This window comes from Pseudoalteromonas sp. GABNS16E, from assembly GCF_028598715.1.
GTDB classification, from domain to species: domain Bacteria; phylum Pseudomonadota; class Gammaproteobacteria; order Enterobacterales; family Alteromonadaceae; genus Pseudoalteromonas; species Pseudoalteromonas atlantica.
This window is the reverse complement of the sequence record NZ_JAQREZ010000010.1, coordinates 39,689-63,111: the sequence shown is the minus strand read 5'-3', so window position 1 is coordinate 63,111 and position 23,423 is coordinate 39,689. Positions and strand designations below refer to the sequence as shown.

Here is a 23,423-nt window from a genome sequence, read left to right as displayed (position 1 = left end):
AACTATTTATAACTTTACTGCCATTCATTAGGATAGTTATGTCTTTAGAAGATACAAAAAAAGTTCTTATTGCCCTGGATTACGATTCACAAGACGCGGCTCTTAATTTTGTAAAAAAACTCTCACCAGATACGTGTCGCTTAAAAGTAGGCAAAGAAATGTTTACTTATTTTGGCCCTGCATTCGTTAAACAGTTAATCGATTTAGGCTTTGACGTATTTTTAGATTTAAAATTTCATGATATCCCTAACACAGTGGCAAAAGCGGTCACCGCAGCGGCTAATATGGGCGTTTGGATGGTAAACGTTCATGCATCAGGTGGTTTTGAAATGATGAATAAGGCAAGGCAGGCACTTGAAAAGTTTGGTGATAAAGCACCTTTATTAATAGCAGTGACAGTGCTAACCAGCATGGACGAAGCTGAACTAAAGCGTTTGGGTGTTGAAAAATCAGCGCAAGAACAAGTTATTCATTTAGCTAAATTAACAAAAGAAGCAGGGCTTGATGGCGTAGTATGTTCTGCCCAAGAAGCGAAAGCGCTAAAAGCACAATTAGGTAGCGAGTTTAAGCTAGTTACTCCAGGCATTCGCCCTGCTGGTAGTGATGTGGGTGACCAAAAACGCATTATGACACCTAAGCAAGCTATTGAAGCGGGTAGCGATTACTTAGTGATTGGTAGACCGATCACACAATCGTCAGAACCGGTACAAACTTTAACTGATGTTAATAAATCACTAGTTTAAGTTAACAAAAAGCAATTATTTAGTGCTAAACCCCTTTTATGAATACATTTTTATGCTACATTAGTACTAAGAATGCAGTAAGGGGTTTATTTTGAAGTTAATTTTTGGATCTATTTTAATTGTTGTTGCAGGTTTTTCAGTAAATAAATATGTTTTTTCTAGTAAAGCTTATGATGGAGTAGCGACGATTACTGACTTAGTCGCAAATTACCCTGTCGATTTATTTGAATTTAAGCAAACCATGCATGGCTACGCACACCACTTATGCTATAAAAATGAAGAGCGCTTAACGCGCCAAAACGTAACTACGTCAGATTGTATTTCAAATCACGACGACAAACAAAGTGAATGTGAAAATAAAGTATTTAGGTTGGCGCCACTAAGCTTAGAAACCAAAGCTGAGATACTTGATTATTCAAAGCAATATACAGAATGTACGTTGCCGTATAAGCGTATTATGGGCTAATGCCTATTAGTAATTCCCTAATTATTTTTGAAGGGTAAACCTAGTGTTAGCTTTGTTTAAAAATTTCATTTACGCGAAGGTGAGGGCAGAGAATAGGGCAATATAAGTACCATTAGCGATAATAGCTAAATAACGTTTTTTTATTCATCAAAACGTTTTATCATCTTTGAACAATCATTTAATTAAACTATTTAGAAACGTTTTAACTATAAGCGCCAACATAATGTTAGCGCTTATAAAAAGTGTACAACTATTTTAAGCGGATAGATTTGGCTTCTATGTCTATCAAGCCTTGCTTAAATAAACCACCAATGGCTTTTTTGTAGTTAGCTTTACTGGTTGAAAATACTTTTTTGATAAGCTCAGGATCAGATTTATCACCAATGGCTAGTATGCCGCCTTCGTTTTTAAGCTTTTCCATTATTTTATCGCCAAGTTCACTTACTTTACCCATGCCTGGCTTTTCAAGTATAACGTCGATTTTTCCGTCTTCTCGTACTTTTTGAACAAACCCTTTAAGCTTTTGCCCTACAAATAAGTTTTTAAATACCATGTTGTAAAACACAACCCCAAAGTGAGACTCTTCAATAAGCACTTTGTAGCCAATATCTGTTTTACCAGCAACAATTAAATCAACTTCTTGAAGATGTGTGTACTCAGGCTCATCTTTTGATAAAAAGCGATTAAAGTTGCTTGATGCACAAATACGTTGGCTCGCATTATCTAAATATAAGCGAACTAAATAAGAATGACCTTCTTGCATACGTGGTTTTTGCTCGTTAAATGGAGCTAAAACATCTTTCTCTAGTCCCCAATCTAAAAAAGCGCCAATGCTATTTATTTCTTTAACACGAAGCAGTGCGTATTCACCTACTTGGGCATGGGGTTTTTTTACTGTTGCTGTAGGTAAATTGGCGTTGTCTAAAAAGATAAAAACGCTTATGCTATCGCCAGCTTCAAGTTCATCTTTAATTTCGTGTTTTGGTAAAAACACTTCCCCTAAATCGTGGCCATCAAGGTAAGCACCTTCATTGCTCACTTCTTTTACAAATAAGGTTTGTGTTGTTCCTAGGTAACTCATAATTATTCCTGCTCAGGCTTTTTTTTACGGCGCATTGGTGAATTGCCATCAATGTTCATCGGGGCTTTTATAGGTGCAGCTGGTTTTTTAGGTTTTGCCTTGCGTTTAACTTGCGGCTTTTTCACCTGTGCAACTTTTTTAGTTTTTACAGCGGCTGTTGCAGGCTTTTTCTCTTTTATACCTTTAAATTTAGCTTTAAGGCCATCAACGCTTGCAAAAACCAGCTCGTCGTTCAAAAACGACTTAATTGCTAAGTAGCTTGCCCAGTCTTTAGGGCCTACTAGCGATAATGCATTACCTTTAAATCCGGCGCGACCTGTACGACCTATACGGTGTACATACTCTTCAGCGTGTTTTGGTAAATCAAAATTGATTACGTGCGTTACACTTAATAAGTCCAATCCTCGCGAAGCGACATCAGTGGTGATCAAAATTTTAAAGTTTTCGCGGCTAAACGAGTCCATGATCTCTAGGCGTTTGCTCTGTGTTAAATCGCCAGCTAAAGCCACCGATTTAAAACCTTTTGCATTTAATGCTTCACTTAAACGGCTGGTATCGGCACGAGTTGCTGTAAATATAATACATTGGCCAACATCATCTTGTTTTAAAAAATGCTCAAGTAACGCTTCTTTATGATCAAGGTGATCGGCTAAATAGAGTGTTTGTTTAATATCACTGTGTTGCTCGTTAGCGGCGCTCAGTGTAATTTGTTTTGGCTTTTTTAATAAATTACGCGATAGGGCATCTACTTGAGCGTGATCTAGTGTCGCTGAAAACAACAATGTTTGGCGCAAGCGGTGATTAGCTTGCTCGTTAATCATTTTCAGCTGTTCAGTAAAACCTAAGTCTAAAATACGGTCGGCTTCATCAAAAATTAATAGCTCTAACCCACTTAATTGTAATGAGCGTTTTGTGATGTGATCGGCCAAACGCCCTGGGGTTGCCACAACAAAGTGCGGGTCGTTACGAAGGGCTTTAATTTGATCGTTAAAGTTCTCGCCACCGAGTATTTTTACAGCTTTAATGTTTGTGCCCGCAATTAATAAACGCAATTGCGTAAATACTTGCGTTGCAAGCTCACGGGTTGGTGCAACGATGAGGACACGTGGATCGCGTTTACTGAGCGCTTTTTGTTTCATAACTCGCTGAACAGCAGGTAATAAAAACGCTAATGTTTTGCCCGACCCAGTTTTAGACTGAGCAAAAATGTCATGCCCTGCAAGTGCGGTAGGCACTGCATGTGCTTGAATATCTGTGGGCTGGGTGATCCCTTGATGTGCTAATTGTGTTTCAAGGCGAGTATCAATCCCAAGATCAGTAAAGTGCAAAGTCGTGTTCTCCAATGTGCAACTTAAATTAATGGCCGCATTATAGCTTACACAAGGGTTATGCCGACAGTAAAAACCATTCTAACGCGCTATTTTTTGCAATTAATTATAAAAAGCGTAAAATACGCGCCCCATATGCGCCGGATTTACGATTCGGTAAACGCCACTTAAGGCTATCAAAGCAAAATAGGAAGTAAAATGACTGCTGTTCATAAAGATGATGTAACAAACGAGCACTTTGTAGTGTGTGCAATGTACAAATTTGTAGGTTTGCCAAATTTTGAAGCGCTACGTAAACCCCTTTTAGAAGTGATGGAAGCAAACGAAGTACGCGGTACTTTATTGCTTGCGGCTGAAGGTATTAACGGTACTGTATCAGCTAAGCGCGAAGGAATAGATAACTTACTTGCGTGGTTAGACACACAAGAAAACCTAAAAGACATAGTGACTAAAGAATCATTCGATGATGAATGCCCGTTTTACCGCACTAAAGTAAAGCTAAAAAACGAAATCGTTACTATGGGCGTTGAAGGGGTTGACCCACTAAAAGTAGTGGGAAGCTATGTTAAGCCTAAAGAGTGGAATGCATTAATATCAGACCCTGAAGTGATTTTGATTGATACACGTAACGATTACGAAATTGAAATTGGCACTTTTCAAAATGCAGTCGATCCTAATACCAAAACTTTCCGAGAGTTCCCTCAGTGGGCTAAAGAGAATTTAGACCCAGAAAAACACAAAAAAGTTGCCATGTTTTGTACCGGTGGTATTCGCTGCGAAAAATCAACGGCTTACATGAAAGAGCAAGGGTTTGATGAAGTTTACCACCTTGAAGGCGGTATTTTAAAATACCTAGAAGAAGTGCCAAAAGAAGACACAATGTGGGAAGGCGAGTGTTTTGTTTTTGATAATCGTGTAGCAGTAAATCATGATTTACAAAAAGGCTCTTACGATCAATGTCATGCGTGTCGTATGCCGATTACAGAAGAAGAAAAGCAAAAGCCAGAATACATGGAAGGTGTTTCGTGTCATCACTGTATCGACAATGTAACCGATGAGCAACGTGCTCGTTTTGCTGAGCGTCAAAAGCAAATAGAATTAGCACAAGCACGTGGTGAAGGGCACATTGGTAATGAAGCGCAAGCGGTTTTACAACAACGTAAAGAAGCTAAAAAAGCACAAAAAGAAGCCCAGCGCGGTAAATAATCTTTAACTACCTATTATCTACATAGCCCAGTTTATACTGGGCTTTTTTATTTATATAGCCACTTTTTAGTTTAATCCTGCCTGTATTTGTATAAATGCTTAGTCTTTAGGCGCCTTTTTCAAAGATTAATTGGTATTACCAATTTAATTTCATCTTGTAGTTTTGCTAATTTATCGTTCTATCCTACCTATTGATCAATCAGCTGTTAGACTTCGTAAGGTAATGGAAATAATAATTAATTAAGGTGTTACTTTGAAATCGCAAAACTTTTTAATCGGTGTGCTTAGTTCTCTGCTGTTTTTCAGCCTTCCTGTAATGAGCGCGAACGTTGTTGTACAAAAAATTGCCCTAGAAAGTGCAAAACAACAAGTGCAAGCGGTAGGAAATACAGAGGCAATACATTCGGTTGTAATGTACCCTGCAGTAGGCGATAGAGTAACAGGCGTTTTTTTTAAGCCAGGTGATAAAGTAAAAAAAGGCGATACTTTACTCGAACTTGATTCTCGTAGGCAAAAAGCAGCGCTTGATGAAGCTAAAATTAAACTTGCCGACACCCAGCGAATACTAAAACGATTAGAACAAAGTCAGGCCAAAGGCGCAGTGCCTAAAAGCGATGTTGATGATGCTAAAACCGTTGTAGAGCTTGCCAAAGTCACCCTCATACAGGCTCAAACTGAGCTTGAAGACAGAAAAGTAATTGCGCCGATAAATGGCATTATGGGTTTAACAGATGTTGAGGTAGGCGATAGAATAACTGAGCAAACGCCTATTGCCACAATAGATGACACAACAAGCCTGTACATAAATTTTAACGCACCTGAGTCGGCTATCAGTATGCTGCGTAATAAAAGCAGCTTAACGGTGTTTCCTTGGCAATCAGACACTGCCATTAACGCTGATATTGCCTATTTAGACTCACGCGTAGACCCACAAACTCGTACTTTACGTGTTAAAGCCAAGCTAAATAATGAAAAACAACAATTTTTACCTGGTATGAGCTTTAGAGTACATATTGAAGTGTTAGGCGAGCATTTTGCTGCAGTTCCTGAGGCTGCATTACTGTGGGGGGCAACAGGCCCGTATGTATGGACCAGCGTTGATAAAAAAGCCACACGTGTTGATGTAAAAATAGAGCAGCGCTTGGCGGGGCGATTATTGGTTTCTGGGCCGTTAAATAAAGGCGATACTTTAGTAATTGAAGGGGTACAACGCTTACGTGCAGGCCAAGAGCTAAGCTTTAATTTACCCGCGCAAGATACGCAGGAGTAGGTATGAAACAGCAACCTATGATGCAAGACTTACCCTCAATGGCGATTCGCCGCCCAGTACTTATTGTGGTGCTTAACTTATTAATTATTATTGCAGGTATTGCCGCTATTGCGGGTGTTGAAGTAAGAGAGCTTCCTGATGTAGATAGACCACGTATTACGGTTTCGGCGCCATTTCCTGGTGGCTCGCCTGAGACCGTTGATACCGAAGTAACCAGCAAATTAGAAGGCGCAGTAGCGCGTGTAAGTGGCGTTAAATCAATACGCGCACAAAGTGAAGAGGGAAATGCACGTATTGTGGTCGAATTTAGACCAGGCATAAATTTAGATGACGCTGCGAATGAAACGCGTGAGTCTGTTGCACGTGTAGAGCGAGACCTTCCAGAGGAAGTAGAACGTGTTTCTATTATTAAAGCCGACAACGACGCCGAAGCAGTTGTATCTCTGACTGTTTCAAGTGAAAGTTTATCGCTTGAAGCACTTACCGAGCGCGTAAATGTTGACTTAGCGCCGCAATTTTTAACTATTCCGGGTGTCGCAGATGTTCGCTTAAACGGTGATAGAGAACGCGTATTAAGAGTACGTATAGACCCGCTAAAACTAAGTAGCTTTAATTTAACAGTGCCTGATGTAGCACAAGTGCTTAGCCAAGCGCCGTTTGATGTGCCAGCAGGGAGTTTAAAGTCAAACGATCAGCAAATTATTGTACGTGCCGATGCAACCTCTATTACTCCAGAGCAAGTTGGCGATATTATAATACAAGGCGATACCCGAATTAGTGATATTGCGGCTGTGTATTTTGGCCCTGCCGATCCGCGCTCTATGGTAAGGCTAAACGGTAAGCCCGTTATTGGTATGGAAATTATTCGACAAGCACAATCAAATACAATTGAAATATCAGATGAAGTGCTCAAGCTTATTACAAGCATGCAAACGCGCTTTCCAGAAATGGAATTTACACTTACCTCCGATGACGCACAATTTATAAGAAGCTCAGTAGATGAAGTAATTTACTCTTTATTACTTACAGTACTGTTAGTGGTTGTCACTTTGTGGGTATTTATTGGCTCTTGGCGCGCCACTTTAGTGCCTGCTTTTGCTATTCCTGTTGCTTTAATAGGGTCTTTAGCACTTATTTGGGCACTGGGTTTTTCAATAAATATTTTAACCTTGTTGGCGCTTGTATTAGCCACTGGCTTAATTGTTGATGATGCCATAGTAGTAAGTGAAAATATTCAGCGCCAGCGGGGGCTAGGTTTAGGGCGTCGGGCAGCTGCTGTAATAGGCACGCGCGAAGTGTTTTTTGCTGTTGTAGCAACCACGGCTGTACTTGCCGCTGTATTTATACCTATTGCGTTTTTACCCTCTACTGCGGGTCGCTTATTTAGAGAGTTTGGTGGAGTACTTGCCGGTGCGGTAATTATATCAAGCTTTGTGGCACTTTCATTAGTGCCTGCTCTTACATCCAAATTAAAGTTAAAGCAGGGCGGTTTTCACCCATTTGCTAAACTAGGCCATTGGTTGGGTGGTATTTATACAAAAACAATTCATAAAGTGCTTAACCATGCATGGCTTACGTTTGCGCTCTGTTTATTGGTTGCAGCAGGCTCAGGTGCGTTGTACGCCAGTTTAGACAGCGAGCTTTTACCCACAGAAGACCGAGGTAAAATTCGTATATTTGCACGTGGCCCAGATGGTGTAGGGCTAAACTTTATGGATAGGCAAGCGATAAAAATGGAAGATATTTTACTTCCTTTTGTCGATAGCGGAGAAATTGAGTCTATTTATACTGTGGTAGGTCAATGGGACCCTAATATTGTGTTTATTACTGTGCCATTAAAGCATTGGGATGAGCGCCATTTTAGCCAACAAGAAATTATTAATAAGATACGCCAGCCACTTGGCGATATTCCAGGAGCACCGGCTTACCCAGGTGGGGCTAATAGTTTAAATCTACGTGGTCAAGGGGGAGGCGTTGAAATAGCGTTGCTTGGGCAAGATTATTTGCAAATATTTAAAGCGGCTCAGCAGTTTTCTGCGGCATTAGAAAAAGCCGTTCCTGAGGTGGCACCTGTGCGTATTTCTTATCAGCCATCGCAACCACAACTTAGAGTAAATATAGACAGACGCCGTGCACAAGAGCTCGGTGTATCGCTAGACGACATTGCCATTACTTTGCGCGCAGCAATAAATGGCGACGACGTAGAAGATTTAAACATTGGCGATCAGTCTGTGCCAATTATGCTACAAGCGCAAAACCAAACCATAAACAGTCCAAGTGATTTGGCTAATTTATATATCAGAGCGGGTAATGGTAGTTTAGTACCATTAAGTAGTGTGGCCTATATTTCTGAAGAAGGCGTGGCTGCAGAGCTTGAACGTCATGCCCAGCGCCGCTCAATAGAGCTCAGCATGGAGTTGCCAGAATCGTTAACCATTGCTGTTTTAGTAGAGCAAATAAAAACAGTGTCTGAGCAGTCGTTAGAGCCAGGTATTGCACTTGCGTTTAAAGGCGAAGCGCTAACGTATGAAGAAACATCTAGCGAAGTACTTGTAACTTATGTACTTGCTTTTTTAATTGTATTTTTAGTATTGGCTGCTCAATTTGAAAATGTAAATAGTGCCATTGTGGTTATGATAACCGTTCCCTTTGGTATTACCTCGGCCATATTAGCGCTTTATTTAACCGGCACGTCGTTAAATATTTACTCTCAAATTGGTTTAGTGATGCTGATAGGCTTAATCGCTAAAAACGCAATTTTGCTTGTTGAATTTGCAGACCAATTACGCGATCAAGGTTTAACGGTCAGAAAAGCCGTCGAGCAAGCTGCGCTGGTACGTTTACGCCCAATTACGATGACCCTTATATCAACTCTACTTGGAGCATTGCCGTTAATTCTATCTTCGGGCGCAGGGGCTGAGGCCCGAAATGCAATTGGCTGGGTGGTGTTTGGCGGCTTAGCACTTGCGGTGTTGTTTACGCTTTATCTTACTCCGGTAATTTACTTAGGCTTAGCACGCTTTACCACGCCAAGGGGGGATGAATCTAAGCAGCTCGCACAAGAGCTTGAAAAAATAGACTAACCTTAAAGCCATGCCCAGCAACGTTTTTAAATTAAAAGTCTGCTGGGCGTGGTTATGGCTTGATTGGCACTACTTGTTTGTTAAGATAGCCGCTTAAGCATATACATGCCTTTTTGTGTGGCCACAAGGAATCCCCAATGCAAGCCGAACAAGTTGAAATTGCGCAGTTTTTAGCGCAGCACCCGCCATTTGATGACTTACCGACAAACGCTTTAAACGAGCTTGCGCAACAAGTTGAGGTAGCTTACTACCGCTCGCAAACTGATATTTTAACGTTAGGCCAAGACATCGCTGATTTATTTATAATTCGCAGTGGCTCTGTGGAAATTTATCGTCGTAATAATGAGCTTTATAACCGCTTAGATGTGGGCGGTATTTTTGGCCAAATGGGCTTGTTGATGAATCGTAAAGTGCGCTTTCCTGCAAAGGCACTCGAAGACACCCTAGTGTATTGTATAAATTTTACGCTTTTTAATCGTTTTTGTGACGAGTTTGACGGCTTTGCAGATTATTTTGAAGCCGATGGCAATGTACGCCTTCGCCAAGCGTTAGTTGAGCAAGCCGACAGCAACGATTTAACAACCGCCAAAGTTAAATCGCTCATTCATCGCGATGTGGTAACGCTAAGCACTCAAACCACCATACAAGATGTGGCTAAAGTAATGACAGAAGAAGCGGTTTCCTCTGTGTTAGTTACCGATTTAGACAAACCAATAAGCGACGACCCAGAAGAAGACGATGGGCAAATAGTAGGCATTATTACCGACCGCGATATACGCACAAAAGTGGTAGCCGAAGGCCTAGGGCTTGATGTTACCGCAGATAAAATTATGTCGACTAATCTTGTACTGCTTGATTCAAATGCCTATGTATTTGAAGCCGTCCTTGCCATGCTGCGCGACAACTTACACCACTTACCTGTGGTACAAAAGCGCCGACCCATTGGGGTTATTTCGCTATCCGATATTTTAAGGTACGAGTCGCAAAGTAGTTTACTCTTGGTACGCGGTATTTTAGCGCAGCAAACCATTGAAGATTTAGCACATTACGCGCGCCAGCTGCCCAATGTATTTGTACGTATGGTAAACGAAGATGCTAATTCACATATGATTGGTACGGCAATGGCGGTAATAGGGCGTACTTTTAAACAGCGCTTATTAGTACTGGCTGAAGAAAAATATGGACCGCCGCCAGTACCTTACTGTTTTATAGCGTTAGGCTCTATGGCGCGAGATGAACAACTTATTGTAACAGATCAAGATAACGCACTTATTTTGGATGACAATTACGATGATGAAAAACACAACGAGTACTTTCAAAATATTTCTGATTTTGTGTGTGATGGCTTAGCGCAATGTGGTTATACCTATTGCAGCGGAGAAATTATGGCCTCGTTCAAAAAATGGCGTAAAACACGCTCGCAATGGTTTGATCAATTCTCACAGTGGATAGCCTTACCTAAACCACAAGCACTGCTTAACAGCTCAATATTCTTTGATTTAGATGGGGTGTGGGGTAAAACAAAATGGGCCGACGAGCTTAAAATTTTTATTGCTAAGCAAAGTAAACAAAACCGTGTGTTTTTAGCAAATATGGCCGCCAATGCCCGAAACCGCACACCGCCACTTGGTTTTTTTAAAGGCTTTGTGCTTGAGCATAACGGCCAGCATAAGCGCTCAATGAACTTAAAACGCAGAGGTACCGCGCCGCTTTCTGATGTGATAAGAGTGCATGCACTGGCGATAGGCTCTCGTAAGCAAAATTCGTTTGAACGCCTCGAAGATATTATTGAATCGCGACTGTTACCTGAGGGTAAAGCACAGGATTTACGTGACGCGTTAGAATACATTGCCATGATGCGAATTCGTCATCAAGCATGGCAAATAGAGCAAGAAGAAGAGCCCGATAACGACATAGACCCGCATTTACTTTCGCCGTTTGAGCAACGCAATTTAAAAGAAGCGTTTGCCATACTCGAAAAAGCACAAAGCTACTTAAAGTTTAGCTATTCAGCCAATGCGGGTGTTAAGTAGCGAATGGCTAAGCAATCGTATTTTGACTGGCAGGCTCATTATAAAACACTGGCTAACAACGCTAAAAATGAGCATTTAAAAGCGTTTTATCAGCACGCTTATGGTGATACGCACACGCCCATAAAAGACATTTCGTTTGTGGCTCTTGATTTTGAGACAACCGGTCTAAATAGTGAGGTGGACGATATAGTCAGTATTGGCTTAGTCCCTTTTACAATGCAAAGAGTATATTGCACACATGCTAAGCATTGGGTAGTACAGCCTCGTAAAAGCTTAAGTGAGGAGTCGATTGTTATTCATGGTATTACGCATTCAGAAGTGGATGATGCTCCCGATTTAACCTCTCGACTAGGGCCGCTACTTAATGCACTTAGTGGTAAAGTCGTGGTGGTGCATTATGCAGCGATAGAGCGGCACTTTTTAAACAATGCATTACTTGCGAGAATTAACGAAGGGATCCAGTTTGCATTAGTCGATACCATGGAAATTGAGCAACGAGCACTGCGCGCCCGCCAAGGCTTAATAGGGCGTTTGTTTAATCAAAAGGTAGGCTCACTTAGACTCACAGATTGCCGCAGCCGATATTCTTTACATGCCTATCATAATCACAATGCGCTAACTGATGCATTAGCCACAGCAGAGCTGTTAATTGCACAGCTGCAATACCATTACCGCGATGATACGCCATTGGCTGAATTACTAAGTTAAATTTATTTTAAATTCTAGCGAGTGCAATACAGAGTTAAATTATTAAAAAGCGTTTAGCTTAGCTAATAAAAAACGCCGCATATTATGCGGCGTTTTTTAGATTACTGGCAAGCGACTAATTATTTAACAGCGCGAGGCTCAGTACGTAATCCTAATAATAGGCTTACACACATTAGTAGTAACACTAAAGTAAACGGAAGACCTGTTGAAACAGCACCCGCTTGTAATGCTTGAATCGCCTCTGTACCGCCAATCCATAATAGAGCAGCAGCAATAGAGCCTTCAACCGTAGCCCAAAAGATGCGTTGTGGTACTGGCGCATCCACTTTACCGCCTGCTGTAATTGAGTCGATAACTAATGAACCCGAGTCAGAAGAGGTAATGAAAAACACTAATACTAAAACCACAGCGAGGAACGAAAGCACGCTCGACATAGGCAGTTCGTCTAGCATTTGGAACATCGCCATAGGCACATCGGTTAAACCGTTTACGCCTAAGCTACCAACACCTTGAACAACTTGGTCTATTGCAATGCCGCCGTAAATAGACATCCATAAAATAGTAACCGCAGTAGGAATTAATAATACAGCGATTAAAAACTCTCTAATTGTACGACCACGAGAAACACGCGCAATAAACATACCTACAAACGGTGACCACGAAATCCACCATGCCCAGTAAAATACAGTCCAACCGTGCATCCATGTTTCGTCTTCTCGGCCATGGGGGTTGCTCAGTGGAATAATATTTTCAACATAACCCATAACCGTATTTGGTACGTTACCGATTGCCACAGCAAAACCAACTAAACCAACAAACAGAAGTAAGGCAAATGCAATGAGCATGTTTATATTACTAAGGACCTTTACGCCGCCATCAATGCCGCGTACTACTGAGATAATAGCTAGTAAGGTAACGCCAATAATAACCAATAATTGTGCGCCTACGCCGCCATCAGTACCAAATACATGATTAATACCTGCAGAAGCCTGCTGCGCGCCTAAACCTAACGAGGTTGCAAGGCCAAACAAAGTGGCAAGCACGGCAAGAATATCAATAATATGACCAGGCCAACCCCAAGCTCTGTCGCCTAATAGTGGATAAAAAATTGAACGGATTGATAAAGGAAGACCTTTATTATAAGTAAAAAACGCAAGTGAGAGCGCTACAACGGCATAAATAGCCCACGGGTGAAGACCCCAGTGAAACATGGTTGCACCCATTGCTACTTTTGCAGCCTCTGGCGTATTTGCGGTTACATTAAGTGGGGTTTCGTACCAGCCGGTAAAGTAAGCTACAGGCTCTGCAACACCCCAAAACATTAACCCAATACCCATACCTGCGGCAAATAACATGGCAAGCCATGACATACGCGAGTGCGTTGGTTTAGCACCTTCTCCGCCTAAACGAATATTACCATAGGGCGATACAATTAATGCCAAACAAAATATAACAAAGAAGTTTGCTGCCCACATAAAAAACGCATCAAAGTTATTTATTATATCGAGCTTAATACCATCAAGCGTTGCTTTGGCTGTTTGCGCATCCGAAACGAGAATGGCGACTAAAAAGATGACAATCAAACCGGCACTAATACCAAAAACAGGATTATGTATATCAAATCCCCATTTTTGCACGTTATCTTGACCTACGGTGTAGTCCGTATTATCAATACTATACTTGTCATGATTTTCGCTCATGAATACCTCTTATGTTGTCCTAACAAGCCAGAGAGTTCCGGCATAACACTAAGTTAATTAGCCACAAAGTAAGTTGCATTATTTACAATAAAACTTATTTGAGGACTAACTAAATTAATCGCTGATCATACCCTTAATAGTGTATGAGTTAAATCGTAAATGTAAAACTATTTGGTTATATATGCCTGATTACTTAGCGCTAAAAGCTATTTATCACTAAAAAGATAAGCTATTGTTAATTCAGTGAGTGTTAAAAATTAGTTTGTTATTAAACTAAAATTAAAGCAGCGCCACCAAACTCGTTAAGTCGTTAATACATTAGTCTACGTTTTAAATGGGTAGAGGGTTTGATTTAATCATTATGTAACATGCATAAAGGTAAAATCTGGGGTAGGCTTTATTTAATCGCAAAGAGTGAAAAGGACTAACTTTAATATGCTAAACACGAAAACGAATGAAGCGCACAGTACTGAAAAAATACACGCTCAATTTCAGTCAATTCGCCAACATAGTCTTACACTTATAAAAAACCTCAGCGCAGAAGATTGCCAACTACAAGCAATGGATGATGCAAGCCCAATGAAATGGCACTTAGCTCACACCACGTGGTTTTTTGAAACATTTTTACTTGCTAAGTATCTGCCTAACTACACGCTCTTTGATGAACAATTTAAGGTACTTTTTAACTCCTACTATAACGGCATAGGTGAGCAGTTTAAGCGTGCTAATAGAGGATGTTTATCTCGCCCTAGTTTAGAGGTGGTGTTGCGCTACAGAGCCTATGTTGATAATGCGCTAAACGAGCTGCTTCAATTAGGCACTAACCAAACGCTGTGCAATATTATAGAACTTGGGCTGAATCATGAGCAGCAACATCAAGAGCTCATGCTAATGGATATTAAATATAATTTTTCGGTTAATCCAAGCTTTCCTGCCTACAGCCAAAGCCAAAATGACTTAATAAAGGTGAGTGATTCGCTAGGCACTTTAAAATATACCGAATTTAGCCAAAGCATAACCAATATAGGGGCTGATGCTAAAAACGGTTTTTCGTACGATAACGAACAACCTAAACATCAAGCCCTTATCCATGCGTTTAGTTTTGCTAATCGATTAGTGACTAATAGAGAGTACTTACAATTTATAGAGGCGGGCGGGTATAAAAACCCTTCATTTTGGTTAAGTGATGGCTGGGCTAATATAAACACCGAGCAACTTAGTCACCCTTTATACTGGCAGTATATTGACGGGCAGTGGTTTGAATTTACCCTCTACGGACTGCAGCCTTTAAATTTAGATGCGCCAGTGAGCCATGTAAGTTATTTTGAAGCGGCAGCCTACGCTAATTTTGTAAATGCGCGACTACCTACTGAGTTTGAATGGGAGTATGTAGCGCAGCAGCAAGCACTTAAGCAACAGCAAAACGATTTGCTTACGCCAAGTGTATGTAAAAACCCAGATGTTATCTCGCAGTTAAGCGATACATGCTGGCAGTGGACTAATAGCGCCTATTTACCTTACCCAGGCTTTAAACCCTTTAGCGGAGCCGCAGGGGAATACAATGGTAAATTTATGAATAATCAAATGGTTTTGCGTGGTGGGTGTGTGTTTACCCCAAAAGATCATTTAAGACAGACCTACCGTAACTTTTTTTATCCGCACCAAGCGTGGATGTGCAGCGGCATTAGACTAGCAAAGGACATACTATGAGCCAAGTAACAGCAATTAATCAGCAATCAATCACCGATCTAGACTTTTTAAATGATGTATTACATGGACTTGCTCAACAGCAAAAGTCGCTGCCGTGTAAGTATTTTTACGATGATAAAGGGGCGGCTTTATTCGAGCAAATAACCTCATTGCAAGAGTACTATGTTACCCGCACTGAACTTGCCATATTAGAAGATTACTCAAAAGCTATCGCTAATAGACTGCCCGAGAACCTATCAATTATTGAGCCTGGCTGTGGCTCGGGTAAAAAGGTCGCGTATTTACTCGCCCATATGAGCAATGTAAAAACCTTTGTTCCTTTTGAAATATCATCAGAGATGCTTAATTACTCGTTAGCGCATTTATCACCGTTATTTCCGGAGTTGGCCATTACACCATTGCTAGGTGATTTTACCCATAGCCAAATGGTTAAGCAGTTAACAAAAGACACCGCCTTAGACAGCCAAACAAATTTAGTTTATTTTCCAGGCTCTACACTGGGTAACTTTGCGCCAGTAAAAGCCATTGAAATAATGAATAATTTCCACCGTTTATGTGGTGTTGATGGCTATGTATTAATAGGTATTGATTTAGTAAAAGAGCGACAAGTGTTACTTGATGCTTACGATGACAAAACCGGCATTACCGCAGCCTTTAATAAAAACTTGCTCCAGCGTATAAATAACGAGTTAAATGGCACGTTTATTTTAGATAATTTTAAACACGAATCGCGATTTAACGAAGTGCACAGCCGCATTGAAATGCATTTAGTGAGCAAGTGTAATCAAAGCGTGGTCATTAACGATAAGCAAATAGACTTTGTAGCGGGAGAGAGTATTCACACTGAAAACTCGCACAAATATACGCTTGAGTCGTTTAAAAATCTTGCTGCTCAGGCTAATTTATCGCTTGAACAAACATGGCAAGACGAGAAAAGCTACTTTGCACTTTGCCTACTAAGGCCAATGTAATAGCTTAATTTACAACTACCTGATTGCTGCTAAACGTGTAGTTTAGCAGCGCGCCTTTTGGTGACTGCTGTATAAGGGTTACTTTATTTAAACCATATAGTCTAAAAATAAGGGGCGCAATAACCGACACAGCAGAGCCTGTAGCCGTATCTTCATTTACCCCAAATTGCGGCGCAAAATACCTAAAATATGCGCTTGCGCTGTTTTTATTAATACTATGTATTTGCAGTGCAATTACCGCATTGTTATGCACATTTACTAAATGTGTAAAATTAACCTCTAAATGCTTTAAATCAGCCATGTTTTTAAACAGTACAACGGTATAGCCATTTTTATAAGCTGTTGAGTAAGTTGCTTTTATAGAGTGCGAAAACACATCACTAAGGCTGTTAACCTCATCACTCTTTTTAGAATTAATAGCCGCTAGCTGAAGTTGTACCCGGCCTGTAGCTCGCTTGATTTTAAACCGTTCTTTATCGTTTGAAATAAAGTGTGAAGGGCAAAAACCAAAGTGTGCTAATAAACATTTTGCAGCAGCAAGGGTGCCATGGCCGCAGCGCTTAATTTCTGATGTTTGGTTAAACCAGCGAATGTTACATACACGGTGAGAAATTTCATTTTCATTTAAAAAAACGCTAGCAGGGTGCTGCGAGTTTGATGCAATTTTTTGCATTACACGCGTACTTAACCCTTGCGTATAAATAATAATTAACGCACTTGAACCGGCTAAGTTATGCTGTGAACTAGAAAATACAGGAACTGAATAAAGGTGCTTTATATATCGCAACCTAGGCTGTTGTAGCCTACGTTGCGATAAAAGGGCGCGTTTAGCCTTTGCTTGCATACGCGTCGTTGTGAACGCCAGCAGCACGGCCTGAAGGATCAGCATTATTTTGAAATGATGCATCCCATGCAAGTGCTTCAGGGGTTGAACACGCAACCGACTTACCATGTGGTACACATTTAGCTGATGCATCACCTGGGAAGTGTGATTCAAAAATAGAGCGATAGTAATACGCTTCTTTAGAATCTGGCGTGTTAATAGGGTATTTAAACTTAGCATTAGCAAGCTCTTGGTCGCTTACTTGCTCGTTTACAAACTCTTTTAACGTGTCTATCCAGCTGTAGCCAACACCGTCTGAGAATTGCTCTTTTTGACGCCACAGTACTTCTTCAGGCAGGTAGCCATCGAAGCCTTCGCGTAAAATGTGCTTTTCAATTTTGCCATCTTTACACATTTTTGCTTCAGGGTTGATACGCATAGCCACATCAACAAACTCTTTATCAAGAAACGGTACGCGTGCTTCTACGCCCCATGCAGCCATTGACTTATTAGCACGTAAACAGTCAAACATATGCAGCTTTGACACTTTACGGTTTAGCTCTTCATGGAATTCTTGCGCGTTTGGTGCTTTATGGAAGTATAAATAGCCACCAAATAGTTCATCAGCGCCTTCGCCCGATAATACCATTTTAATACCCATAGCTTTAATTTGGCGCGCCATTAAATACATTGGCGTTGAAGCACGGATGGTGGTTACATCGTACGTTTCAATGTGGTAAATAACCTCACGAAGCGCATCAATACCTTCTTGAATGGTAAAGTGAATAGGGTGATGTACTGTGCCAATCATATCCGCTACTTTTTGCGCAGCGGCTAAATCAGGTGAACCCTCAAGCCCAACAGAAAATGAATGCAGCTTAGGCCACCATGCGTCGCTTTCATCGTTATCTTCAATACGTTTAGCGGCAAAACGTTGCGTAATAGCCGAAATAACCGACGAGTCTAAACCGCCCGATAGCAATACGCCATACGGTACATCACACATTAGCTGGCGTTTTACAGCGCTTTCTAGCGCTTCTTTTACGTCTTGTGCTTGTGCACTGTTATCTTTAACTGCATCAAAGGTTTCCCAATCACGCTTATAATAAGGCGTTAGTTCACCATTTTTGCTGTATAGGTAGTGCCCTGGTGGAAACTCTTCAATGTGCTTACAAATTGGTGAAAGCGCTTTAAGCTCTGAGGCAACATAAAAATTACCATGCTCATCGTGGCCAGTATAAAGCGGAATAATACCAATGTGATCGCGGCCAATTAAGTACACATCGTTTTCTTCATCGTATAAACAAAATGCAAAAATACCATTTAAGTCATCTAAAAACTCAGGCCCTTTTTGTTTGTATAACGCTAAAATAACTTCACAGTCTGATTGAGTCTGAAACTCAAAATCAACCTCTAACTCTGCTGCCAGCTCTTTGTGGTTATAAATTTCGCCGTTAACCGCTAAAATATTTGTTTTTTCAGGGTTATATAATGGTTGTGCGCCGCTTGATACACCAACAATGGCTAAGCGTTCATGCACTAAAATCGCTTTTTCAGATGAATACACACCAGACCAATCTGGGCCACGGTGCCTTAGTAGTTTTGACATTTCAATTGCTTGGGTACGCAACTGAGTGGCGTTAGATTTAATATCTAATACACCAAAAATTGAACACATAGTAACTCCTCATTCCTATTATGTGTGCAGCAGGGCAACTTTGCTGTGCTGCGAAACCTTGTTTTATCAGAAATAATTACTCAAGTCACACTGCTTTTACAATTAATTAAGAATAATCTATGCACCAAGTGAAAAGCGCGCGCACCAAATTAGTGCGCCACGCACAAGTGTAGCTATATTTACAACACCTTTGGTGTGTAAAGTGGCGTTAATAAGGCATTTAGTGCAGTATTTGCAAAAACGCACACTGCACAAATGCACCAAGTGTGTGCGAAAATTAAAGCAGAGCTTAAATTGCCTTATTATAATTTTTTGCGTTAGCGTGTTTTAATTTTATGCACTTAATTAACCAAACTACGCATACTTATTGCAAGTTAAGTAGAGCGCCGCTTGTACTTTTATTAGCTCCTTGTAATAGGTTTATTTCTCAGCTTAAAGTTAACTGTATTTAAGCGCCAAGCTGAGCTGATGTAAGTGACCTTTAAGCTTTTGTTTTGCTAAGCTAGCTTGCTCATGGGTTACTTGCTTAAATTCAATAGAGTCACCGGGTCTAAATTGCGCAAATTGATGTAAATCAGCCTCTATTACCGTGCCAAGTAATGGGTAGCCACCGGTTGTTTGAGCGTCGTTAAGTAATACAATAGGCTCACCACTGGGCGGTAATTGAATAGAGCCCAGGCCTGTACCAAGAGAGGCAAGTGAGTGACTATGAGTTAGGGGGCTTTCGTTTGTTAGCCTAAGGCCCATTCTGTTGCTGTTATGGCTTACTTTAAACGCCGTTGAAAAAAACTGTTTAAGTAGCGTATCACCTAATAGTTGCGCATGTGGGCTTGCATGTACCCTAATCACCTTTAGTTTAGGCGGAGTAATAGCGCCGCGCTGTATAAAGCGCGTTATTGGCACGGGCGATGTTTTAATAGGAATCATGTCGCCCTCGCTAAGTGCTTTACCTGCTAAACCACCAAAGAGCGCGTTTAAATCGGTTGATTTTGAGCCCATGATATCTTTAACATCAATGCCACCTTGTACGGCTACATAGGCACGCAAACCAGCGCGGCCAGTATCAAAGCTTAAAGTTTGTTTGGCTCTTACTTGGTAACTCCAGCCAGGGTACAAGGGTGTTTCATCAAGCGCAGCGTTTAAATCAGCACCTTGTAGGGCAATAACAGTATCGGTTTCAAACTGTAACTCGCAAAGGCCTAACGTAACTTCAAGCACAGCTTCATTATCTTTGTTACCCACTAATTTATTGGCAATTATTTGTGCGTAAGGGTCTAAACAACCCGCTTGGCTTACACCTAAATGACGATAACCGCAGCGCCCGCCATCTTGAATTGTAAGTTGTACACCAGGTTTAAGAACTTTTATCACTTTATGCTCCTTGCACTGTGTTTATTGAAACGAACGATAGCGTGTCGCCGGGTTTAAATAAGCAAGGATCTGAGTGTGTGCTATCAAAAAGGGGCGTGTTTGTGTGGCCAATGATATGCCAACCGCCAGGTGTTTCTGCTGGGTAAATGGCAGTTTGCTCTGCGCCTAAAGCAATGGCACCTTTAGGTACTTTGGTACGCGGAGTGTCTCTGCGTGGGATATGCAAGCGTGAATCTAATCCATGTAGGTAAGCAAACCCGGGCTGAAACCCTAAAAATAAAACGTGGTAAGTGGCTTGGCTATGTATTTGAATAATTTGCTGGGGTGTTAAATTAGTTTGTTTGGCAACAAAATCTAAATCTTCTCCTTCATAAGTAGTGTGTATTTTATGGTGAGTGCCTTTAAATGTTGTTGCTTGTACTTTGTCCCATAAATCAGGCAAGGCGTTTTGCCATTTTTCTAAATTACTTGTTGATTTTAAATAAAGCGTTAAAGAGTTCATGCCTGGGACTAAATCAATAAATTCGTTACTTTGCTTTAGCTGCTTAGTGAGTGCCCAAATTTTTTTTTGAGTGTCTAACACATTGTTTTGTTTATGCTGTGTGGCATCTAATAGCAAACTGTTATTTGTTAAAGTAAATACCTGTAAAAATGCAGTCATAATTTAATCTTTTTATACAACGTGCAGCAAAGCTAACATAGTTTTGTCAATTTATTCAGTACCTAGCCATAAGAAAAATAAACGAAAAAGAAATGCAGACTCAAACTGTATTCAAATTTAGCACGTATTTATTTACTGAAATTAAAACAAGGGATGTTGGGTCTTAATTAAAACACGCAGGTATTAAGAGGTATTTATGACATTTTCTCGCTCAGTTTATTTATTAGGCGCCGCTATTACATTTAGCGCCGGCTGTTTTGCTTTATCAACCGAAAAAATAGAGCACAGCAACGTAGAGGCCACAATGCATATAAAAACCATTGTGTTAGGTTCTGGCTGTTTTTGGGGAGCCGAAAAGCGCTACGAAGCACTAGAAGGGGTTATTGATGCAGAGTCGGGGTATGCAGACGGGCACGGCTTTAAAGCAAGCTATAAAAATATCACCGACCAATCTCGCCGGTTTGACGAAAACAACTACGCTGAAGTAGTGCAAGTGATGTACAACAGCAATATCATTTCTTCTAAAGCGCTATTACAAAATTACTTTGAAAGCCATGATCCTACACAATCGAATCGCCAAGGCAATGATATTGGCACGCAGTATCGATCAATTATTCTTACTACCACTAAAGAGCAAGCGCAGCTTGCAGAGCAAGTTAAAGCCGAGTATCAGCCGTTATTAAGTGAAGCCGGTTATGGGGCAATTAAAACAGAAATAAAACCGCTTGAGGGGTTTGTATCTGCTGAGGAGTACCATCAAAATTATTTACAAAAGAACCCAAATGGCTATTGCCCAGATCACGCCACGGGTGTGGTATTTAATAAAACTAAAAAGGCAGATGTAGACAATAACGTTTTACTCACGGGCAAGCAGATTGTGGTACTTGATTCGCGCGAATACTGCCCTTACTGTGAAAAATTTAAAAAAACAGTCGCTAACAATTACAAAGGTTCAATCCCACTGACATTTCGCCATGCTGATGAGCTTAATGGCCTAACTATAAAATCGGCAACTTGGGCAACCCCCACCATTTTGTTTTTAGAAAATGGAAAAGAGGTGTACGCGCGTCAAGGCTATGCAAGCCCCGCTGAATTTTACAAAGCGCTTGGCGCCTTTAAGCTAGGCGATAGTGATGCCTACGAAGTCGCATTTAATGAGCGCACCGACCGACCTTACTGTAAGGAGTATAAAGAATTTAAAAACACTCCCGATGGCGTATTTGTTGATAAATTAAGTGGTGAGCCATTATTTGATACTCGCGATAGATTTAATTCGGGCACGGGGTGGCTGTCGTTTAAACATCCGGTTAAAAATAGTGTTACTAAGCATAAAGATACCAGCTGGGGGATGACTCGAATTGAGCTTAAATCAAAAAGCACAGGTATACATTTAGGGCATTTATTTAAAGGTGAGGGACCAAGAGGCACAGATAGATACTGTATTAATGCTACTGTGTTAGAGTTTATACCTCGTGACAAAAGCTAATTTATAAGAGCGATTAATTCGCTCTTTTATATTTAATAAATCTAAACTTTAATTAACTGTGATTATGATATATAAATTAGTAATCCAAACGATATAAACGGCATTTTACTATCAAATTGATTAACACGTTAGCACTTGTATCAGGGCTTATAACTATAAGCCCTGTATTAGCACAGCCAACCCAAAAATATGTAATAGGTAGAGAATATAGAATACCTACCTTATTACGATGGCAGTGGCACTAGTAAGCGTGATTATTTTGGTTTTAGTAAAGAGTTACTGGAACTATTTGCAAAACAACAAAATATTAAATTTGAATTTTACACTTTGCCTATTCCGCGCCTTTATAAAGAATTTATAGAGCATCACCATGTTGACTTTAAATACCCCGACAACCCTAATTGGCAAGTAAGTTATAAAAATCAGCATCAACAAGATATTAATTACTCTGTGCCTTCATTAGTTACACATACAGGGATAGCGAGCTTAAAGGACAATATTAAACTTGAAGATTGCAAATCACTTGCAAAAGTGCGTGGCTTTACATTGCAAGGGCTTGAAAAGTTAACCTCAATGTCAGGCTTGCAAGTACTCGAAAATGATAACGTTATTGAGATGATTTATTTGCTGCATAAAGAGCGAGTTGATTGTATATATATTTCACACGATGTACTTAAATACAATATAGAAGAATTTTTTGATACTCCCGTCCCTGTGTTTTTTCAGCATCAGTTGCCTGTTGATCACCAAGCATTTATGTTATCGAGCATTAAACACCCACAGCTCGTTAAAAAGTTTAATGTATTTTTAAAAGACAATGAAAATGCCATTGAAGAGCTTAAACAAAAACATAACTTTATAGTTGAATAATACTAAATTTAAGCGAATTGGTATAAAACGGTGGGGCAGGTAATCGTGTTTATAAAACAAAAACGGCCCATATAAGGTCACCACCTCACATGAACCGCTTTTCACACTGACAACATCTTACACACACAATATAAGATTTGGTTTGCTACACAGTAGCTAATTTAGTTATTGCTGCGTGTTGCTGGTGGAATAAAAAACAGTCCAAACCAAGTCACCACCTAACTTGAACTGCTTT

General features: G+C 40.5%; 18 protein-coding genes. 11 read left to right on the top strand and 7 right to left on the bottom strand.

The window, feature by feature from the left end; all coding sequences use genetic code 11:
• Nucleotides 1-38 precede the first annotated feature (38 nt).
• Together pyrF and PSI06_RS06380 are read left to right on the top strand one after the other, a co-directional pair.
• On the top strand, nt 39-743 hold the full coding sequence (pyrF, locus tag PSI06_RS06385) for an orotidine-5'-phosphate decarboxylase (RefSeq protein ID WP_273603249.1): 705 nt from the start codon (nt 39-41) through the stop codon (nt 741-743).
• 91 nt (nt 744-834) lie between these two features.
• Entirely contained in the window at nt 835-1,209 is a 375-nt protein-coding gene (locus tag PSI06_RS06380) for a hypothetical protein (protein WP_004587876.1), read from the top strand.
• Between the two features lie 250 nt (nt 1,210-1,459).
• Here PSI06_RS06380 and PSI06_RS06375 read toward each other — a convergent pair whose 3' ends face one another.
• Entirely contained in the window at nt 1,460-2,290 is an 831-nt protein-coding gene (locus PSI06_RS06375; RefSeq protein ID WP_054982457.1) for a CvfB family protein, read from the bottom strand.
• 2 nt (nt 2,291-2,292) lie between these two features.
• Nucleotides 2,293-3,618, bottom strand: coding sequence for a DEAD/DEAH box helicase (locus PSI06_RS06370; RefSeq protein WP_029774003.1), 1,326 nt, complete (start codon nt 3,616-3,618; stop codon nt 2,293-2,295).
• Nucleotides 3,619-3,816: 198 nt separating this feature from the next.
• Here PSI06_RS06370 and trhO point away from each other — a divergent pair, with 198 nt between their 5' ends.
• The 5 genes from trhO (at nt 3,817) to PSI06_RS06345 (ending at nt 11,918) form a co-directional block, all read left to right on the top strand.
• On the top strand, nt 3,817-4,824 hold the full coding sequence (gene trhO, locus PSI06_RS06365) for an oxygen-dependent tRNA uridine(34) hydroxylase TrhO (protein WP_273603248.1): 1,008 nt from the start codon (nt 3,817-3,819) through the stop codon (nt 4,822-4,824).
• Nucleotides 4,825-5,077: 253 nt separating this feature from the next.
• The gene (locus PSI06_RS06360) at nt 5,078-6,094 is read left to right on the top strand and encodes an efflux RND transporter periplasmic adaptor subunit (protein WP_273603247.1); all 1,017 of its coding nucleotides are present in this window, start codon (nt 5,078-5,080) and stop codon (nt 6,092-6,094) included.
• A gap of 2 nt (nt 6,095-6,096) precedes the next feature.
• The gene (locus tag PSI06_RS06355; RefSeq protein ID WP_273603246.1) at nt 6,097-9,177 is read left to right on the top strand and encodes an efflux RND transporter permease subunit; all 3,081 of its coding nucleotides are present in this window, start codon (nt 6,097-6,099) and stop codon (nt 9,175-9,177) included.
• Nucleotides 9,178-9,314: 137 nt separating this feature from the next.
• Complete coding sequence (locus PSI06_RS06350; RefSeq protein WP_004587882.1) at nt 9,315-11,210, top strand: DUF294 nucleotidyltransferase-like domain-containing protein; 1,896 nt, start codon at nt 9,315-9,317, stop codon at nt 11,208-11,210.
• Between the two features lie 3 nt (nt 11,211-11,213).
• Nucleotides 11,214-11,918 carry a 3'-5' exonuclease gene (locus PSI06_RS06345; protein WP_273603245.1) on the top strand — a complete coding sequence of 235 codons (705 nt, stop codon included), beginning with the start codon at nt 11,214-11,216 and terminating at the stop codon, nt 11,916-11,918.
• A gap of 119 nt (nt 11,919-12,037) precedes the next feature.
• On the opposite strand, the gene PSI06_RS06340 is transcribed toward PSI06_RS06345, so the two are convergent.
• Nucleotides 12,038-13,618, bottom strand: coding sequence for a BCCT family transporter (locus tag PSI06_RS06340; protein WP_004587884.1), 1,581 nt, complete (start codon nt 13,616-13,618; stop codon nt 12,038-12,040).
• A gap of 435 nt (nt 13,619-14,053) precedes the next feature.
• Between PSI06_RS06340 and egtB the strand changes: the two genes are divergently transcribed.
• Nucleotides 14,054-15,328: an ergothioneine biosynthesis protein EgtB gene (gene egtB / locus PSI06_RS06335; protein WP_273603244.1), complete on the top strand. Its 1,275-nt coding sequence runs from the start codon at nt 14,054-14,056 to the stop codon at nt 15,326-15,328.
• Nucleotides 15,325-16,299: an L-histidine N(alpha)-methyltransferase gene (gene egtD, locus PSI06_RS06330; RefSeq protein ID WP_273603243.1), complete on the top strand. Its 975-nt coding sequence runs from the start codon at nt 15,325-15,327 to the stop codon at nt 16,297-16,299. The genes egtB and egtD overlap by 4 nt, the downstream gene beginning before the upstream one ends.
• 4 nt (nt 16,300-16,303) lie before the next feature.
• On the opposite strand, the gene PSI06_RS06325 is transcribed toward egtD, so the two are convergent.
• From PSI06_RS06325 to pxpB, 4 genes are all read right to left on the bottom strand, one after another.
• Nucleotides 16,304-17,143 carry a PhzF family phenazine biosynthesis protein gene (locus tag PSI06_RS06325; RefSeq protein ID WP_273603242.1) on the bottom strand — a complete coding sequence of 280 codons (840 nt, stop codon included), beginning with the start codon at nt 17,141-17,143 and terminating at the stop codon, nt 16,304-16,306.
• The gene (gene asnB / locus PSI06_RS06320; protein ID WP_273603241.1) at nt 17,127-18,800 is read right to left on the bottom strand and encodes an asparagine synthase B; all 1,674 of its coding nucleotides are present in this window, start codon (nt 18,798-18,800) and stop codon (nt 17,127-17,129) included. Before asnB ends, PSI06_RS06325 begins: the two co-directional genes overlap by 17 nt.
• 438 nt (nt 18,801-19,238) lie before the next feature.
• Nucleotides 19,239-20,171 (bottom strand): biotin-dependent carboxyltransferase family protein, encoded by a 933-nt coding sequence (locus PSI06_RS06315; RefSeq protein WP_273603240.1) that lies wholly within the window; start codon nt 20,169-20,171, stop codon nt 19,239-19,241.
• Nucleotide 20,172: 1 nt separating this feature from the next.
• Complete coding sequence (pxpB, locus tag PSI06_RS06310) at nt 20,173-20,832, bottom strand: 5-oxoprolinase subunit PxpB (RefSeq protein WP_273603239.1); 660 nt, start codon at nt 20,830-20,832, stop codon at nt 20,173-20,175.
• 196 nt (nt 20,833-21,028) lie between these two features.
• Between pxpB and msrA the strand changes: the two genes are divergently transcribed.
• Both msrA and PSI06_RS06300 read left to right on the top strand, forming a co-directional pair.
• Nucleotides 21,029-22,318, top strand: coding sequence for a peptide-methionine (S)-S-oxide reductase MsrA (msrA, locus tag PSI06_RS06305; protein ID WP_273603238.1), 1,290 nt, complete (start codon nt 21,029-21,031; stop codon nt 22,316-22,318).
• 327 nt (nt 22,319-22,645) lie between these two features.
• The gene (locus PSI06_RS06300; RefSeq protein WP_407073066.1) at nt 22,646-23,188 is read left to right on the top strand and encodes an amino acid ABC transporter substrate-binding protein; all 543 of its coding nucleotides are present in this window, start codon (nt 22,646-22,648) and stop codon (nt 23,186-23,188) included.
• Nucleotides 23,189-23,423 lie beyond the last annotated feature (235 nt).

Excerpts from the sequence above, each read along its gene's own strand:
- pxpB (WP_273603239.1), bottom strand. The coding sequence starts at position 20,832 with ATGACTGCATTTTTACAGGTATTTACTTTAACAAATAACAGTTTGCTA.
- PSI06_RS06375 (WP_054982457.1), bottom strand. The coding sequence starts at position 2,290 with ATGAGTTACCTAGGAACAACACAAACCTTATTTGTAAAAGAAGTGAGC.
- PSI06_RS06350 (WP_004587882.1), top strand. The coding sequence starts at position 9,315 with ATGCAAGCCGAACAAGTTGAAATTGCGCAGTTTTTAGCGCAGCACCCG.
- PSI06_RS06355 (WP_273603246.1), top strand. The coding sequence starts at position 6,097 with ATGAAACAGCAACCTATGATGCAAGACTTACCCTCAATGGCGATTCGC.
- trhO (WP_273603248.1), top strand. The coding sequence starts at position 3,817 with ATGACTGCTGTTCATAAAGATGATGTAACAAACGAGCACTTTGTAGTG.
- msrA (WP_273603238.1), top strand. The coding sequence starts at position 21,029 with ATGACATTTTCTCGCTCAGTTTATTTATTAGGCGCCGCTATTACATTT.
- PSI06_RS06325 (WP_273603242.1), bottom strand. The coding sequence starts at position 17,143 with ATGCAAGCAAAGGCTAAACGCGCCCTTTTATCGCAACGTAGGCTACAA.
- egtB (WP_273603244.1), top strand. The coding sequence starts at position 14,054 with ATGCTAAACACGAAAACGAATGAAGCGCACAGTACTGAAAAAATACAC.
- PSI06_RS06340 (WP_004587884.1), bottom strand. The coding sequence starts at position 13,618 with ATGAGCGAAAATCATGACAAGTATAGTATTGATAATACGGACTACACC.
- asnB (WP_273603241.1), bottom strand. The coding sequence starts at position 18,800 with ATGTGTTCAATTTTTGGTGTATTAGATATTAAATCTAACGCCACTCAG.
- egtD (WP_273603243.1), top strand. The coding sequence starts at position 15,325 with ATGAGCCAAGTAACAGCAATTAATCAGCAATCAATCACCGATCTAGAC.
- pyrF (WP_273603249.1), top strand. The coding sequence starts at position 39 with ATGTCTTTAGAAGATACAAAAAAAGTTCTTATTGCCCTGGATTACGAT.
- PSI06_RS06345 (WP_273603245.1), top strand. The coding sequence starts at position 11,214 with ATGGCTAAGCAATCGTATTTTGACTGGCAGGCTCATTATAAAACACTG.